The organism is Priestia sp. TRM10 (assembly GCF_057808375.1).
Map to the genome: position 1 here is coordinate 188,566 of NZ_JBJZOT010000009.1, position 14,386 is coordinate 202,951.

Consider the following 14,386-nt stretch of genomic DNA (forward strand, 5'->3'; position numbering starts at 1 on the left):
TTATCTTTTAGAACATAGTTTAATTAAATTAATAAAAGGTTAATTTTCCAGCTAGTCGGGAAAGTAAGGATAGAGGTTTCACGTAAATGGCTATACTAAAAACGAACTTATTCTAAAAAGGGGAAATAAAATGAAAATCATTTTAATTCTAGGAAGCCTGATTTTTCCTTTTATCATGCTAATTCTACAGAAGAAATATACCGCGCTTAATTTTGTCTTCAATGTGTTCGCTTTTGTTGCTATCCTCCTGTTTGGAGATATTGTATCATTAGCAATTCATGACGTTCTTCAAGAAGATCGTGTATTTATGACAACTATTCATGCCATTTTGTTAAATCCCTTTCTACTTATTTCAGGTGCTTATATTGGTGTCTATCTTTTATATCGAATTTTGCTTCTAATTGTGAAAGAACAATAAAACCTCCCATCTTAATAAGAGAGAGGTTTTATCGTTCTTTTTTCTTTTGGGAGCTCTTTTGAAGGGTTAGGTACCTTATTGGGGTTATAATTAATCTCTTCTGAGGAGTAAATTCTCACAATCATTTGTGATCCATATGTATGAGCTCGAATGAGAATAGGTTGGTTATACTGATTTTTGAATCGGAAATCAGGACCATACCAGCTAACAGTCGCATCTCTTCCTTCAGGTACATATGTGACACGCTTGCTGTGGGAGTAGCGTTCGACAATTTTAGTTCCCGCTTTCTCCACTGCATTAAACAGGGTTGAAGAAACTTGACAAATTCCTCCTCCAATATCTTCGGCTAGTTCACCTTTTACAATAACGGGTGCTTTCAAATATCCCCTATCTGCCGTTCTCTTTCCTACTGTTTTATTGAAAGAAAAGGTTTCATTTGGGAAAACAACTGTATTGTTAATCTCTTCCGTTGCTAAATCAATATTATGAGATCTTGCTTCATTTCGTGTATTAAAATAAGTAACATATTGACCAATTAACCTTGTCTTAATATTTACTAAAAGCTCACTATCTACTTTAGGATATGTCGTATACATAGGTATTTCAATTGTGTTCCCATCATTTCTATAAAATTGGGTAAGAAAACGATCCCGGAATTTTTCCTTATTTAAAATCTCACCTGTTTTCTCTTGTACTATTTCCCCATATTTGTTAATGTGGGCGTCTGTGGCTGGTTTATATGTTTCATTTTTTATGTTTTCTACAAGTTCTTCGTATTTTTCTTCATTAAGAAGTGGAAAACCTGGAACACCTTCCGTAAATTCTTTCCGTTCGATATTCTTAATCTGTTCACCTTTATATTGTAGGGTCACATTTGATGAAACGGGCTGCGCAAAAAACACCATACCTATGATAAGCAACACTTTCACTGTTCTCCCTCCCTTCTCTTTGTTAATATGGGCGACACTTCTGCTTTTTATGTACTTCATACAAAGAAGAAGAAAAAGGTTTTTGGTTTAGAATAATACTTCCTAGAAAACAATAAGAAGAGCTCATCAAAAGTAGGTGTAGATATATAATATGAATCACTATGTAGCAATTGCACTCGATCTTTTCTTTGGATTTATCGTTCTTTTTACGATTACGAAAGTTCTGGGCAGAAATCAATTTTCACAGATTACCCCTTTTGATTTTATTTCAGCGCTTATTTTAGGAGAACTGCTCGGAAATGCTGTATATGATCCTGAGGTAAATGTAAAAGAAGTGGTCTTTGCTTCTGTTTTGTGGGGAATACTTATTTTTACAACAGAAATGCTTACTCAAAAAGTTAAGAAATTGCGAAAGCTTCTTGAAGGTGAACCTGTTATTGTGATTCATCATGGACAATTGCAATATAAATCACTCTCTAAAAGTAAGCTTGATCTTAATCAGCTTCAGAATCTTCTCCGTCAACAAGGTTTTTTCTCTATCGAAGAAGTCGAATTTGCTATTTTAGAAACAAACGGTATAATCAGTGTACTTCCAAAATCACAGTATGCTCCTCCAACCAGTGAAGATCTTCATTTAGAACTCAAACCTGTTTATTTACCTGTTACACTCATTATTGATGGAGAAGTCCTCTACGATAATTTAACAAAAGCAGGCTTTGATGAAGAATGGCTACAACAACAACTTGCCAACCATAACATTTTTGATTATAAAGATGTTATATTTGCAGAATGGAGAAAAGGAAAACCTTTCTTCTTCCAAAAATACAAATAAAAAAGCGAAAGAAATGATTCATTTCTTTCGCTTTTTCGATAACCTTTTCAATAAAGCATTGTTAGTTAATTTTCTTTTTTTCTAATGTCGTCTGACTCTTTGTCTCTTCATCATCTGAAACAAGTCCTTTTGTTGCACTTTTGAATTCTGTTAATGTTCTTCCAAAAGCTCGTCCTACTTCTGGAAGTTTAGACGGCCCAAATACTATAAGAGCGATAATAACAATTAAAACAAGTCCCGGAATTCCGATATTAGCCAACATTAGCTTTCCATCCTCCTTTGGTTAATTTTCAACCTTTTTCTTCAGTTTGTTTACCTGTTTTGTATGTGCCTTACTATGTGCTATAATCCGATCTTCCTCTACTTCAGTAGATTTTTTCAAACCATATGGAACAGCATTTGTACCGATCTGTTTTAAGCCTGTTTGATCTTTATGGTACACAAAAGATGCCCTTGTAGAAATAGCGGCGTTTGGTTCTGTTACAAAAGGAAGAACACGGTAATCAGCTTGAAAACTCTCAGGAGTTACGGTACATCTCACATAACCTCTATAATCATTAAAAAATTTAATGTGAGAATTTTGAGCTAAGATGCGGTCTGTATCTGCTCGCTTGTCTGCTCCGTTTCCACCTGAAGTAATAGATGTGCCAACAAATTCAACTCCAATAAGAGAAGAAGATGCGTTATCAAAGTCTGTTTTAATATTAGAAGCCCAGCTTGCATGAACATCTCCTGTTAAAACGACTAAATTATTCATTCCTTTCTTTTGAACAAAGTCAATAATACGATTGCGAGCTTCAGGATAACCATCCCAAGAGTCCATACTATAAATTTGTTCCCCATTTACCCCAAAGTTCCGTTGTGCAAAGAAAACTTGCTGAGCAAGAATATTCCAGTGGGCTTTTGACTTATTTAAGTTTTTGAAAAGCCAATTCTCTTGTTGTTTACCAAGCATTGTTCGATTAGGATTCAGTGACTCTTCTGAATGTGGCTTGCTCCCATCTCCGTTTGCCTGGTCATCGCGATACTGCCTTGAATCAAGAACATTGAATGAAGCAAGTTGACCATAAGAAAAATCGCGGTATAAACTCATATCTCCTCCATTTGGAAGCGATGTTTTTCGCAATGGCATATGTTCATAATATGCTTGATAAGCAGCTGCACGCCTTTTTATGAAAGCCTGAACAGATTGTCCTTTTTCAGGTATATTATTTGCATAGTTATTTTCAACTTCATGGTCATCCCATGTTACAATCCATGGAAAAGCGGCATGTGCAGCTTTTAAGTTCGCATCTGAGCGATACTGCGCATAGCGATTTCGGTAATCATCTAACGTGATAATTTCTGGGCCACTATGGGTTCTTACATTTCCAGAAGAGGAGACATATTCGTTTGGTCCGTATTCATATATGTAGTCACCTAAATGAAAGACAACATCTAACTCCTCCTCAGCTAAATGTTTATAAGCTGTATAATAACCATGCTCATACTGTTGACAGGAAGCAAAAGCAAATGTAAGTTTTTGTACTTCTTCACTTCTTTTGGGCAATGTTTTTGTTCTGCCAACAGGGCTAAGTTCGTTCCCGCTCTTAAATCGATAATAATAAACCTCATTAGACCTTAATCCTTCTACTTCTACATGAACAGAGTGAGCAAGATTTGGAGAAGCTGTAGCACTTCCTTTCTTTACGATGTGTTTGAAGTTTTCATCTTTGGCCAGTTCCCACTCTACTTTCACTACTTCATTTGGCATCCCACCACCATTTAACGGATCAGGAGCTAACCTTGTCCAAAGAACAATTCCTTGTGGAGAAGGATCACCAGAACAAACACCAAGAGTAAAAGGATAGCTACTAAATTTTATCGTTTTTGCTTTCGCTTGAACATCCAATCCTCCTATAGACTGGGCAATAACAAAGCCAAGCGAAAGACCCGCAATTTTTCCTGCGCCTTCTATAAATGCTCGTCGATCTACTTTTTTACGTTGCATTGTTTCCTCACTAAAATCTTGAATCATTCCTTCTAATTTTTGTTTATCCACGAAAGTTCTCCTTTCTAAATTAGGGTGCTCCCTCATTATAAGAACTTTCTGTAAATTGATTATGAAGTGATGTAAAGAACAATAACGGTTCTCTAACTTTTTTCACAGGACTATAAAATTAAGAAAGAACAATATCCTCTTTTTTCTTTTCATACATGCTTCATTTTTATTCTTAAAAGATTCTTTTTGCTTATGTAGTCTTTTAAAAACTTTTACATATAAGTAAGATAATTTGACAATAAATGAGATAATTTGCGTTTTCTTGGACTTGTTTAAGAGTTCTTCTTTACAAATTTACAAACGTTTTCTAAAAATAGAAGCGTTTTAAAAGAAAGATAGACCTATCTTCCTCTATAAAAACAAAGAAAAAAGAGAAATCACGTAAAAACAGAGAAAAAAACAAGCCTTTTTTCTTAAATTTCTCTCCTTTCTTATTTTCACAAAGTATTAAAACTAGCTTTATAATCTTTTATTATCATTAAGAAATGAACCTTAGTTTTAGAGAAGGAGTGAAAGAGGAATATGGATCCTAAAGAATTAAATATTATTGAGCATCTAGAAGAAGTGAGGAAGCGACTTCTTTATGTTATTGGCAGTTTTTTAACGCTACTTGCCCTATCGCTTTTTTTTGTAGAACAGATTTATAGTTTGCTTGTCAAAGGATTGGACGTAAAGCTTGCTTTGTTAGGTCCATCTGATGTGTTGTGGATTTACTTTAAAATTGGAGCTGTATGTGCGATAGCATTCACGCTTCCGATTGCAGGCTATCACATATGGAAATTTGTACTTCCTGCTTTAAAACCTCATGAACGACGAGGGGCTCTTCTTTTCATTCCTTCCCTTTTCTTTCTATTCATTGGGGGAATTTCTTTTGGATATTTTGTTGTGTTTCCAATTGTTCTTTCATTTATGCAAGATTTAGCAGGGGCTCATTTTATACAGTTTTATACCTCTCAAAATTATTTTAGTTTCTTAATTCGTTTAACTCTTCCGTTTGGAATTTTATTTGAGCTTCCGGCTATTGTTTTGTTTTTAACATCTTTTGGTTTATTAAAACCACACATTTTAAAAAGATCACGTAAAATTGCTTATTTCATTATAGCTGTTACGTCTATTTTACTTACCCCACCAGATTTTATTTCTGATATTCTTGTTCTCATCCCACTTCTTTTCATATATGAGATTAGTATTAATGTCTCTGCTTTTGTTTATCGTAAAAAACTACAAAAAGAAACTGACCTCCAAGAAATGGAGCTCAGCTCTTAATAAAAAAAGAAGGAGCAATCCTTCTTTTTTATTTTTTAAATGTTTGTATCTTTTCCGAACATGTTAACAAAAGCATGAAAGATTTCTACCCCTTGAAATGCAAATAAACTTAGTGCTGTAAGTGAAAAAGACCCAATCATTAGTGCACGAATCCAAAACATCATCGTAAATTCCTCCTTTAAATCTTGTTTATTTTTCTGAGGCGAACGATGTTTTGTCAAAGTACGACGATTGATAAAAGACAGATAAAAGAAAATGTCGGTCTTTGTGAAAGCTCGGATTTTTGACAGCTTGAGATAGCCACAAAAATGTAAGCAAAAGCGTAACTGCTACAGTACTCCACAATACCGCTTTTTTATCATCTTTTGATATGTCTTTTAAAGAATGAATGTGTGTTTCATCTACAACAGCTGTAGATGAATGATCTCCACTATGATGAGGTACTGCATGATGAGAAAATATAAATAGGGAGAAAACAAAAATAAAGCAAAGTGATATATACGGCTTTTTACGAATCATCTTCTCCCTCCTTTCCTCTTTAACCTATCTTAAATCAATTATCTGAAAATGAAAAGTATTATTTTTTTTCATACTGATAAATATCGTCTTATTTTCGCCTAATCTTGTATCCAAAACATTCTACTTTTGAAACTAATTTAATTTAATATGAGGATAAAATACTATGTACCCATTTTATTAAACACCTAAACTTTTATATTATTTACTAATCCCCATAATCAACTTTATAATATGTAAGAAAAAGGATTTTGTGATAAATGAAAGTGAGGCCTTCTTATGGAGAATATACGTATTTTAGTAGCTGATGATGAACAAGAGATTTGTCATCTTATCAAAGCTTACTTAGAACGAGAACGCTATGAAGTGGACATTGCTAGAGATGGAGAAAAAGCGCTAGCTCTTTTCCGTCAACACACATATCATCTTGTAATTCTGGATATTATGATGCCCCGGAAAGATGGAATAGAGGTATGCCAAGTATTAAGAAAAGAAACAAATGTCCCTATTTTAATGCTTACAGCCAAAGATCATGAAAGTGACAAAATCTTGGGATTAAGTTTTGGAGCGGATTATTATATTACAAAACCGTTTAGTATTTATGAAGTTGTTGCTTGTGTGAAAGCTTTATTACGTCGCTTTATTGTGTTAGGCAATAATACGATAAACGAAGAGCATAGTATTATGAAATATAAAAATATAGAAATGGATCTTACAACGTACAAAGTGCGAGTATTTGACAAAGAGGTGACCCTTGCTGCTAAAGAACTGAAACTTTTAAAACTCTTTTTATCGCATCCTGAACGTGTATTTACAAAAGCACAGCTCTTTAAAGAAGGATGGGGAGAGGAATATATCGAGGATGATAATACAGTAATGGTACACATCCGAAAGCTTCGTAAAAAAATTGAAAAAGACCCTTCTAATCCGCTATTTATTCAAACAGTATGGGGCATTGGTTATAGATTTCAAGGTGAAAAAGATGAGATATGATAAAACATACCTTCTCTTACTATTGCAACTTTTTCTCGTTTGCTCTTTGTTTTTTCTCGAAAACGCTTCCTTGTTAGCTGTCATTCTAAAAAGTATTTTGCTCCTATTTTCCCTTCTCTTCATTACGCAACGATTCAATGTAATCAAGAAGATAAGAGAAACAGAAGAACTTTTAAGGAGTATTGTGCAAGGAAATAAAAGAATACGACTACGAACAGGTTCTGATGCTATATTTCATGAAACAACTTTTTTAATTAATAAGATTATTGATCAATATGAAGAAATAGAAGCTGAAGCTGTTCGTTCTCAACTTGCTCGCAAACGTTTTCTCTCTAGTATTTCACACGACATCCGAACTCCGCTCACTTCGATTATTGGCTATATTGATGCGTTAAAAGACAATATATTTCGTTCAGAAGATGAAAAACAGAAATATTTACATATTTTATCAAGCAAGTCTTCTCGTTTAAAAGAGATTATCGAAGACTTATTTCATATGGCAAAGCTTGACGCTGATGAAGTATCTTTCTCATTCCAGAAACTGGATTTATCTGAAGCAATAAGAGAAGTTCTAATTGAATTTCTTCCTCTAATAGAGAAAGAAAAAGTCTCTCTTTCGGTTGAGCTTCCTCCCTCATCTTGTTTTGTCTATGCTGATGCAACTAGTATAGCTCGTATTATGACAAATTTACTTAAAAATAGTCTTTGTCATGGTAAAGACGGTAAGATTCTAAAAGTCTCTCTTTCTGATAAAGGCCAAATATATGAGCTAGCCATTCGGGACCAAGGAAAAGGGATTGAAGCTAGAGAGCTTCCATATGTTTTTGATCGCCTTTATAAAGGTGATTATGCGAGAAAAAGTTCGAGCGGCAGTGGACTTGGACTCTTTATTGCCAAAGAACTAACAGAGAAACATAAAGGTGAATTAGAAGTAGAAAGCATTCCCTGGCAAAACACAACTTTTCGTTTTTCTCTCCCTAAACTGCACGTTTAAGAAAAAGTTAAGAACTGCTTAAGAAGGAGTTCACGTTTTCTTTCTACAATAAAGATCTGCTATAAAAAAGGGAGGCTTACGTATGAGTACAATTATTCAAACCACAAATCTAACGAAAAAATATGGAGAGCAAGTTTCCGTTCATCGCCTTAATATGACAGTTAAAAAAGGCGAAATATATGGTTTTCTAGGCCGAAACGGAGCTGGCAAAACAACAACAATTAAGATGCTCTTGGGTTTAACAAAACCATCTGAAGGAGAAGTTGAACTTTTCGGAGAAACACTTCTTCGAAATAAAAAGCGCCTGCTTACAAGGATTGGCGCTATTGTCGAAACACCTGGCTTTTATGAAAATCTTACAGCAAGAGAAAATCTCCTTATTAACGCCCGAATTATGGGAATTCATAAAAAGAGAGCAGTTGAAGAAGCCCTCGAAACGGTTGGATTAGAAAAAGAAACAAAGAAACTCGTTGGGAAATATTCGCTTGGGATGAAACAACGTTTAGGTATCGCTCGTGCCCTTCTTCATGAACCTGAACTTCTTATTTTAGATGAACCAACAAATGGACTTGATCCGATAGGTATTAAAGAAATGAGGAAACTGATTACATCCCTAGCCCAAGAACGGAACATTACAATTTTAATTTCAAGTCATATTTTATTTGAAGTTGAGCAACTTGCACACCGGATTGGAATTATTCATAAAGGTGAATTGCTAGAGGAACTTGATATGGATAAGCTTCATACTTTAAACAAAAAACATATAGAATTTTATGTCTCAGACGAAAGTAAAGCAGCTTATATTTTAGAAGAAAAGCTAGGAATTTCTCACTATCAAGTTCATGAAGACGGAATAATTCGCGTTTATTCACATCTTCATGAACAACATCTTATTAATAAGGAATTGGTTTTAGGCAATGTTGATGTATTTCAGATGAAGCTTAGTGAAGACCATCTTGAAGATTATTTTATTAATCTTGTAGGAGGTGGGACAATTGGTTAATCTTCTTTATACGGAAGTTTTGAAACTTAAGCGGTCCTATATGTTTTTTCTTAGTCTTCTTGGTGCTGTTGCCGCTCCCTTTATTACATTTGTGTCAACACTTGTGAAACAACACAAATTTTCTGATCAAATGTTTTTGTTCAAAACTTTTTTTACAGATGTTAATTTCTATATTTTGATGCTCATTGGTGTGCCCATTTATGGTGTCATTACAACGTACCTTTTTAATCGTGAATATGCAGAGAGAACTTTAAAAAACTTATTAACTATTCCGGTTTCAAAAGTTAGCCTTGTTTTTAGCAAACTACTACTATTACTTTTATGGATTTTAACGCTTACCCTTGTATCCTTTCTTACAGCTACTATTTTTGGCTTTATCGCAAATTTAGACGATTTCAGTATTTCCGTTTGGCTGCGGTCTTTAAAAGAATTTATCACTGGAGGGCTTCTCCTCTTCTCTTTAAGTACGCCCATTATTTTAGTTACGCTACTTATTCGAAACTACGTAGCGTCTATCATTGTAACCATTATAATTACAATGGTTAATGTTATGATTTATGGAAGTGAATATAGCGCTCTTTACCCATGGTCAGCTGTTGAAGTGATTACAACAGGTCACTTTTTCAAACAATATGCTTCTTTTTTATCCTATATGAGCATATTTGCAACCTCTATCCTCTGCTTAATCTTGGCACTCTTTTATTTTCAGAGAAAAGATGTTCAGTAAAGGCATTAATTTACCTGAACCTTCATTTAAAATATTTTAAAAGCCCTATTGAGATACTATAGGGCCTTTTCAATTTGTTCTTTTCTACTGTTACTCCTATCTTAAAAAGAAGGAACCATATTTCATAGGAAATGACCGTTTTTAATACCTCATGTTGTTATTCCGTCCATTTTACAAGATTAGGTTTCTCATCTAGAATAGAGACATATTGTTCATGCCAACCATATCTACTTTCAGGATCTAGTTCTGCATAACGTTTATACTTCGCAACTCTTTCTTCCTTATCTGCCCAACCAAAGTGTTTAATCCTCCACTGTGACAACATACATTTCAGCTCAAAAACGTTTTCAGGTAACCTCCCACAATGTTGAGGCGTTTCTTTCCATGTATACGTAAAATCTTTCTTATACCGTATTAAGAATGGACGATATACGAAGTGAGCTCTCCAATACTCATCTTCGCGATAGTGAGTCTTATTCCAAAAGTCATAGAGACGAAAACACACTACATCAAATTCTTCTTGGTCTAAAATTTCTTTAACTCCTGTAGCAAATCCACTTTCAAATATTTCATCAGCGTCTAAGTTTAAAATCCATTCTGGGTTTCTCTTGATTGTTTCTTCCCACTGTTGTTTGCGTAGCTCGATCTCGTTTGAAAACTTAGAGTGTTCATTCTTTACAAGATGAACCGGAATTCCTTTAAGGGTTTCTAGACAAATATCAACGGTGTTATCTGTACTGCCATCGTCAATAATGACGGCTTCATCGATATATTGTCTATGCTTCTCTAATGCCTCTTTTAAATAACGATTTCCTTCATTTTTTACAATCATAGAAAGAGTGAGTTTATTCTTCTTTTCTTCTTTTGTTGAAACATGAGTTTCTTCTTTCGTCATGAATTCATCAACATATGCTAAATCAGAATCTCGATAAATATGAAAAGCTGGCATATGAGTATCTACATACAAGGGAATACCAAGAGCTGCTGCCCGAATACAAAAATGTCGGTCTTCTCCCCAAAAAGAAAGGTTTTTAATTTGTTTGAAGTTTACCCCTTTTTCTAACGCCTTTTGACTTAATAATGTACAAGCTCCTAGACCACCAACTTCATAGACGCCTTTTTCTTTCAAGTTACCAATAAATTCCATGTGGCGTTTATATTTCTCATCCTCTGTCAGTTCTTCTCCACGTCTCTGCTCCCATTGAGTATATTCATCCATAAGCCATACTTGTGGTAAGGGTTCTGTGTTTGGTTGCCACCGAGTCCAAAACACTTCTGAAATAATATCCTTTTCTGTTTGAATCAAATGCTCCACTGTTTCTGGCTCAAGTAGAAGATCTGAATCTATGAGAAATAAATAATCATACTTTTCTTCTAAGCAATGATTAATAATATGATTCTTGAAACCTGCAACTTTCCAAACGAGACGATCGTTCCAATAATGTGTATGTTCGTCGCGCAAGTACACATCCGCAAGTTGTGATAACTCAATTTTCACATTTTGGTTTGTTTCTTGAAAAGACGTTAACATAGCGCTTGATTCATTATTCTCATTATCATCAATAAAGAAAAAATGAATATCAATCGTATTGCAAGTAAGTCTTTGGAGCGAACGAAGGAAAGGATCCAAAATAGAAGGCTTTTGGTGAACAGGACTTCCTACTAATACTCTTTTTTTAAATTCCGACATATGTCTCACCTAATGAAGTTAGATTTCTATCTTTCATTACCTCTAAGTATTGTTTATTATGAAGAATTTGAGGATCTTCAGGACGAAATTTCCTTGCTGATTCATTGTGCTGATAAGCTAAATCATATTGTTGTAATCGGTCGTAACAGACACAAAGTTGAAGATGTGGCAACCATGTTGAAAAAGCTGGATTAACAAACCCGCTACATTCATTTGAAATTTCAAGCTGAATTGCAACATAGTACCAATAAATAGCATTTCTAAGTTCATTCCGTTCAAGAAAATAATAACCTAATCGACAGCAAAATTCAGGACGAGGGATATCGTAGATAAAGGATGTTAAAATAGCCATATACTCTTTCTCATGTTCACCTTTCTCAAAATAACAATCTGCTAATTTACTGCACGCTGAAATTTTATCTTCTATCCATCCTTCTCCTGTATTAAGAAACTTATTATAGTAGAAAATAGCTTTGTCATACGTTCCATTTTCTTTTAACTCATTTGCAAAGTAGTACAAATCTCTCGCTTCAAATGCTTCTCCCTTTGCAAGCTTATTCTTGTAAATACGCAAGTTACGATCTTTACTATGACGTTCACTCTTATGAATAATCGAAATAGTACTACTCTCTACTTTACCTTCAACATCTAAATATTCATGAACTGCTCCAATCCATTTAAATCCTGCCATTCTTCTTACAAGTCTATATTTTTTTATTTTCCCTGCCACATTTCCATATTCGTCAAAATCAAGATAATAATCCATTGCTACTGCATCAACTTGAGATGAAAGCGTCTTTTTTAATTCTAAAAATTTTTCTACATCTTTTTCGTTTAATACATCATCTGCATCAAGCCATAAAATATAATCTTTTGTTGCCTGCTGAAAAGAGAAGTTTCTCGCTTTTGAAAAATCGTCTTCCCATGGAAACTCTAATACTTTATTTGTAAACTGCGCTGCTATCTCAATCGTCCTATCTGTTGAACCTGTATCAACGATAACAATTTCATCAACAATTTTCCTCACGCTATTTAAACAGCGTTGCAGCGTACTTTCCTCATTTTTCACGATCAAACAAAGACTTACTGTAATCATTACTTTACCTCCCTTTCCTTTCTAGGCATTTACCTATATATATGTATGAAGAATGGACGCAGAGTGTGAAAAATTCCTAAAAAATGTCTCAGTTGCTGCTAAACAAAAGAAGAAAGCCTCTTCTTCTATTAAAAAAGGAGAGGCTTTGAGAATCATTTAAAAAATCCTAACAAGTCTAATATAGCTACTATTAGATGTTACTCCATCAACTGTACTTCCTACTGTAACAACCGGGGCTGTTCCTCCCGATATTTGCCTTTGGACTCCTATAACATCCCCTACATTTAGCTGAACAAGGTTAGCATTTACAGCTACAGTAGAGTCTCCATTCAAAATTGCACTGCTGCCTTGTGATCCTGTTCCAGCAACAACTACTCCATTTCTTGTTGCAATAAATGCCGCACTAGAACCTGGAGCAAGTTGGACCCTGTAATCAATAGTATAAATCCCAGTCTCATTCACTGTTACTGTCCCATTTGCATTTAGCGTAAAATCACCTGTGGAGTTGACAGTGCTTGAGGCATTAAGGGGGACAATCCCTGTTGCTCCTAAAGTAAATGTACCTATTCTATAGAAAGTTCCATAAGTCCCAAATGCTGGACCGGTGGCTCCCGTAAGACCCGTTGGACCTGTGATTCCTGTTGCTCCCGTACTTCCAGTTAAACCTGTTGCTCCCGTAACCCCGGTTGTTCCTGTAACTCCCGTTGCTCCGGTTACTCCGGTTACGCCCGTGACTCCCGTTGCTCCGGTTATGCCCGTGACTCCCGTTGCTCCGGTTACGCCCGTGACTCCCGTTGCTCCGGTTACTCCCGTGACTCCCGTTGCTCCGGTTACGCCTGTGACTCCCGTTGCTCCGGTTATGCCCGTGACTCCCGTTGCTCCGGTTACTCCCGTGACTCCCGTTGCTCCGGTTACTCCCGTGACTCCCGTTGCTCCGGTTATGCCCGTGACTCCCGTTGCTCCGGTTACTCCCGTGACTCCCGTTGCTCCGGTTACTCCCGTGACTCCCGTTGCTCCGGTTACGCCCGTGACTCCCGTTGCTCCGGTTACGCCCGTGACTCCCGTTGCTCCGGTTATGCCCGTGACTCCCGTTGCTCCGGTTACGCCCGTGACTCCCGTTGCTCCGGTTACTCCCGTGACTCCCGTTGCTCCGGTTATGCCCGTGACTCCCGTTGCTCCGGTTACGCCTGTGACTCCCGTTGCTCCGGTTATGCCCGTGACTCCCGTTGCTCCGGTTATGCCCGTGACTCCCGTTGCTCCGGTCTCTCCCGTTGCACCCGTGACTCCGGTTACTCCCGTTACTCCCGTAACCCCAGTTGCTCCTGTGACTCCGGTTGCTCCGGTCTCTCCTGTTGCTCCGGTCTCTCCCGTTGCACCAGTGACTCCGGTTACTCCCGTTACTCCCGTAACCCCAGTTGCTCCGGTCTCTCCTGTTGCTCCCGTAATTCCGGTTGCCCCTGTGATTCCGGTTGCTCCTGTGATTCCAGTTGCTCCTGTGACTCCAGTTGCTCCGGTCTCTCCCGTTGCACCAGTTACGCCCGTGATTCCGGTTGCTCCGGTCTCTCCCGTTGCACCCGTGACTCCGGTTACTCCCGTAACCCCAGTTGCTCCTGTGATTCCGGTTGCTCCGTCTCTCCTGTTGCACCAGTTGCTCCTGTGACTCCAGTTGCTCCGGTCTCTCCCGTTGCACCAGTTACGCCCGTGATCCCTGTTGCTCCGGTTTCTCCTGTTACGCCCGTTGGGCCTGTGGCTCCTGCTGCTGCCAACAACGTGTAATCTGTTGACGTATCCGGAGTCCCACTCGGCGATGCCACATCGGCTATATACAAACTTCCTTCATACGTCACAACTTGACCTGCTGGGTAAAACGGAGCGCTTGCC

General features: G+C 36.8%; 15 protein-coding genes and 1 pseudogene. 7 read left to right on the forward strand and 9 right to left on the reverse strand.

The genetic code is table 11. The features are described 5' to 3' along the window. Positions 1–130: 130 nt before the first annotated feature. Complete coding sequence (locus tag ACK3CR_RS07870; RefSeq protein WP_328124368.1) at positions 131–418, forward strand: transposase; 288 nt, start codon at positions 131–133, stop codon at positions 416–418. A gap of 11 nt (positions 419–429) precedes the next feature. On the opposite strand, the gene ACK3CR_RS07875 is transcribed toward ACK3CR_RS07870, so the two are convergent. Further along, entirely contained in the window at positions 430–1,347 is a 918-nt protein-coding gene (locus ACK3CR_RS07875; RefSeq protein WP_243519729.1) for a VanW family protein, read from the reverse strand. Between the two features lie 151 nt (positions 1,348–1,498). Between ACK3CR_RS07875 and ACK3CR_RS07880 the strand changes: the two genes are divergently transcribed. After that, positions 1,499–2,179 (forward strand): YetF domain-containing protein, encoded by a 681-nt coding sequence (locus ACK3CR_RS07880; protein WP_243519727.1) that lies wholly within the window; start codon positions 1,499–1,501, stop codon positions 2,177–2,179. Positions 2,180–2,240: 61 nt separating this feature from the next. On the opposite strand, the gene ACK3CR_RS07885 is transcribed toward ACK3CR_RS07880, so the two are convergent. Continuing rightward, positions 2,241–2,441 (reverse strand): twin-arginine translocase TatA/TatE family subunit, encoded by a 201-nt coding sequence (locus ACK3CR_RS07885; protein WP_019395637.1) that lies wholly within the window; start codon positions 2,439–2,441, stop codon positions 2,241–2,243. A 21-nt stretch (positions 2,442–2,462) separates the two neighbouring features. Further along, complete coding sequence (locus ACK3CR_RS07890; protein WP_488975216.1) at positions 2,463–4,196, reverse strand: alkaline phosphatase D family protein; 1,734 nt, start codon at positions 4,194–4,196, stop codon at positions 2,463–2,465. A 546-nt stretch (positions 4,197–4,742) separates the two neighbouring features. On the opposite strand from ACK3CR_RS07890, the gene tatC reads away from it, so the two are divergent. Further along, positions 4,743–5,486 (forward strand): twin-arginine translocase subunit TatC, encoded by a 744-nt coding sequence (tatC, locus tag ACK3CR_RS07895; RefSeq protein WP_488975207.1) that lies wholly within the window; start codon positions 4,743–4,745, stop codon positions 5,484–5,486. A gap of 35 nt (positions 5,487–5,521) precedes the next feature. Here the strand turns inward: tatC and ACK3CR_RS07900 are convergent, their stop codons facing one another. Together ACK3CR_RS07900 and ACK3CR_RS07905 are read right to left on the reverse strand one after the other, a co-directional pair. Further along, positions 5,522–5,650, reverse strand: coding sequence for a hypothetical protein (locus ACK3CR_RS07900; protein WP_260393133.1), 129 nt, complete (start codon positions 5,648–5,650; stop codon positions 5,522–5,524). Positions 5,651–5,675: 25 nt separating this feature from the next. Beyond that, the gene (locus ACK3CR_RS07905) at positions 5,676–6,005 is read right to left on the reverse strand and encodes a hypothetical protein (RefSeq protein ID WP_243519723.1); all 330 of its coding nucleotides are present in this window, start codon (positions 6,003–6,005) and stop codon (positions 5,676–5,678) included. Between the two features lie 276 nt (positions 6,006–6,281). On the opposite strand from ACK3CR_RS07905, the gene ACK3CR_RS07910 reads away from it, so the two are divergent. The 4 genes from ACK3CR_RS07910 (at position 6,282) to ACK3CR_RS07925 (ending at position 9,719) form a co-directional block, all read left to right on the forward strand. Beyond that, positions 6,282–6,995: a response regulator transcription factor gene (locus ACK3CR_RS07910; protein ID WP_243519721.1), complete on the forward strand. Its 714-nt coding sequence runs from the start codon at positions 6,282–6,284 to the stop codon at positions 6,993–6,995. Continuing rightward, the gene (locus ACK3CR_RS07915) at positions 6,985–7,989 is read left to right on the forward strand and encodes a sensor histidine kinase (protein WP_328124374.1); all 1,005 of its coding nucleotides are present in this window, start codon (positions 6,985–6,987) and stop codon (positions 7,987–7,989) included. Before ACK3CR_RS07910 ends, ACK3CR_RS07915 begins: the two co-directional genes overlap by 11 nt. Before the next feature lie 82 nt (positions 7,990–8,071). Next, positions 8,072–8,992 carry an ABC transporter ATP-binding protein gene (locus ACK3CR_RS07920; protein WP_243519717.1) on the forward strand — a complete coding sequence of 307 codons (921 nt, stop codon included), beginning with the start codon at positions 8,072–8,074 and terminating at the stop codon, positions 8,990–8,992. Next, entirely contained in the window at positions 8,976–9,719 is a 744-nt protein-coding gene (locus tag ACK3CR_RS07925) for an ABC transporter permease (RefSeq protein WP_328124378.1), read from the forward strand. The genes ACK3CR_RS07920 and ACK3CR_RS07925 overlap by 17 nt, the downstream gene beginning before the upstream one ends. Positions 9,720–9,876: 157 nt before the next feature. Here the strand turns inward: ACK3CR_RS07925 and ACK3CR_RS07930 are convergent, their stop codons facing one another. The 4 genes and pseudogenes from ACK3CR_RS07930 to ACK3CR_RS07945 all read right to left on the reverse strand — a co-directional run. Further along, positions 9,877–11,409 (reverse strand): glycosyltransferase family 2 protein, encoded by a 1,533-nt coding sequence (locus ACK3CR_RS07930; RefSeq protein WP_488975208.1) that lies wholly within the window; start codon positions 11,407–11,409, stop codon positions 9,877–9,879. Next, the gene (locus tag ACK3CR_RS07935) at positions 11,396–12,505 is read right to left on the reverse strand and encodes a glycosyltransferase family 2 protein (protein WP_243519711.1); all 1,110 of its coding nucleotides are present in this window, start codon (positions 12,503–12,505) and stop codon (positions 11,396–11,398) included. The genes ACK3CR_RS07930 and ACK3CR_RS07935 overlap by 14 nt, the downstream gene beginning before the upstream one ends. Positions 12,506–12,661: 156 nt before the next feature. Further along, positions 12,662–12,967 (reverse strand): hypothetical protein, encoded by a 306-nt coding sequence (locus ACK3CR_RS07940; RefSeq protein ID WP_488975209.1) that lies wholly within the window; start codon positions 12,965–12,967, stop codon positions 12,662–12,664. A gap of 1,124 nt (positions 12,968–14,091) precedes the next feature. Next, positions 14,092–14,386: pseudogene (locus ACK3CR_RS07945) on the reverse strand (exosporium glycoprotein BclB-related protein); the annotation flags it as partial.

Excerpts from the sequence above, each read along its gene's own strand:
- ACK3CR_RS07870 (WP_328124368.1), top strand. The coding sequence starts at position 131 with ATGAAAATCATTTTAATTCTAGGAAGCCTGATTTTTCCTTTTATCATG.
- ACK3CR_RS07880 (WP_243519727.1), top strand. The coding sequence starts at position 1,499 with ATGAATCACTATGTAGCAATTGCACTCGATCTTTTCTTTGGATTTATC.
- ACK3CR_RS07885 (WP_019395637.1), bottom strand. The coding sequence starts at position 2,441 with ATGTTGGCTAATATCGGAATTCCGGGACTTGTTTTAATTGTTATTATC.
- ACK3CR_RS07890 (WP_488975216.1), bottom strand. The coding sequence starts at position 4,196 with ATGATTCAAGATTTTAGTGAGGAAACAATGCAACGTAAAAAAGTAGAT.
- tatC (WP_488975207.1), top strand. The coding sequence starts at position 4,743 with ATGGATCCTAAAGAATTAAATATTATTGAGCATCTAGAAGAAGTGAGG.
- ACK3CR_RS07900 (WP_260393133.1), bottom strand. The coding sequence starts at position 5,650 with ATGATGTTTTGGATTCGTGCACTAATGATTGGGTCTTTTTCACTTACA.
- ACK3CR_RS07905 (WP_243519723.1), bottom strand. The coding sequence starts at position 6,005 with ATGATTCGTAAAAAGCCGTATATATCACTTTGCTTTATTTTTGTTTTC.
- ACK3CR_RS07910 (WP_243519721.1), top strand. The coding sequence starts at position 6,282 with ATGGAGAATATACGTATTTTAGTAGCTGATGATGAACAAGAGATTTGT.
- ACK3CR_RS07915 (WP_328124374.1), top strand. The coding sequence starts at position 6,985 with ATGAGATATGATAAAACATACCTTCTCTTACTATTGCAACTTTTTCTC.
- ACK3CR_RS07920 (WP_243519717.1), top strand. The coding sequence starts at position 8,072 with ATGAGTACAATTATTCAAACCACAAATCTAACGAAAAAATATGGAGAG.
- ACK3CR_RS07930 (WP_488975208.1), bottom strand. The coding sequence starts at position 11,409 with ATGTCGGAATTTAAAAAAAGAGTATTAGTAGGAAGTCCTGTTCACCAA.
- ACK3CR_RS07935 (WP_243519711.1), bottom strand. The coding sequence starts at position 12,505 with ATGATTACAGTAAGTCTTTGTTTGATCGTGAAAAATGAGGAAAGTACG.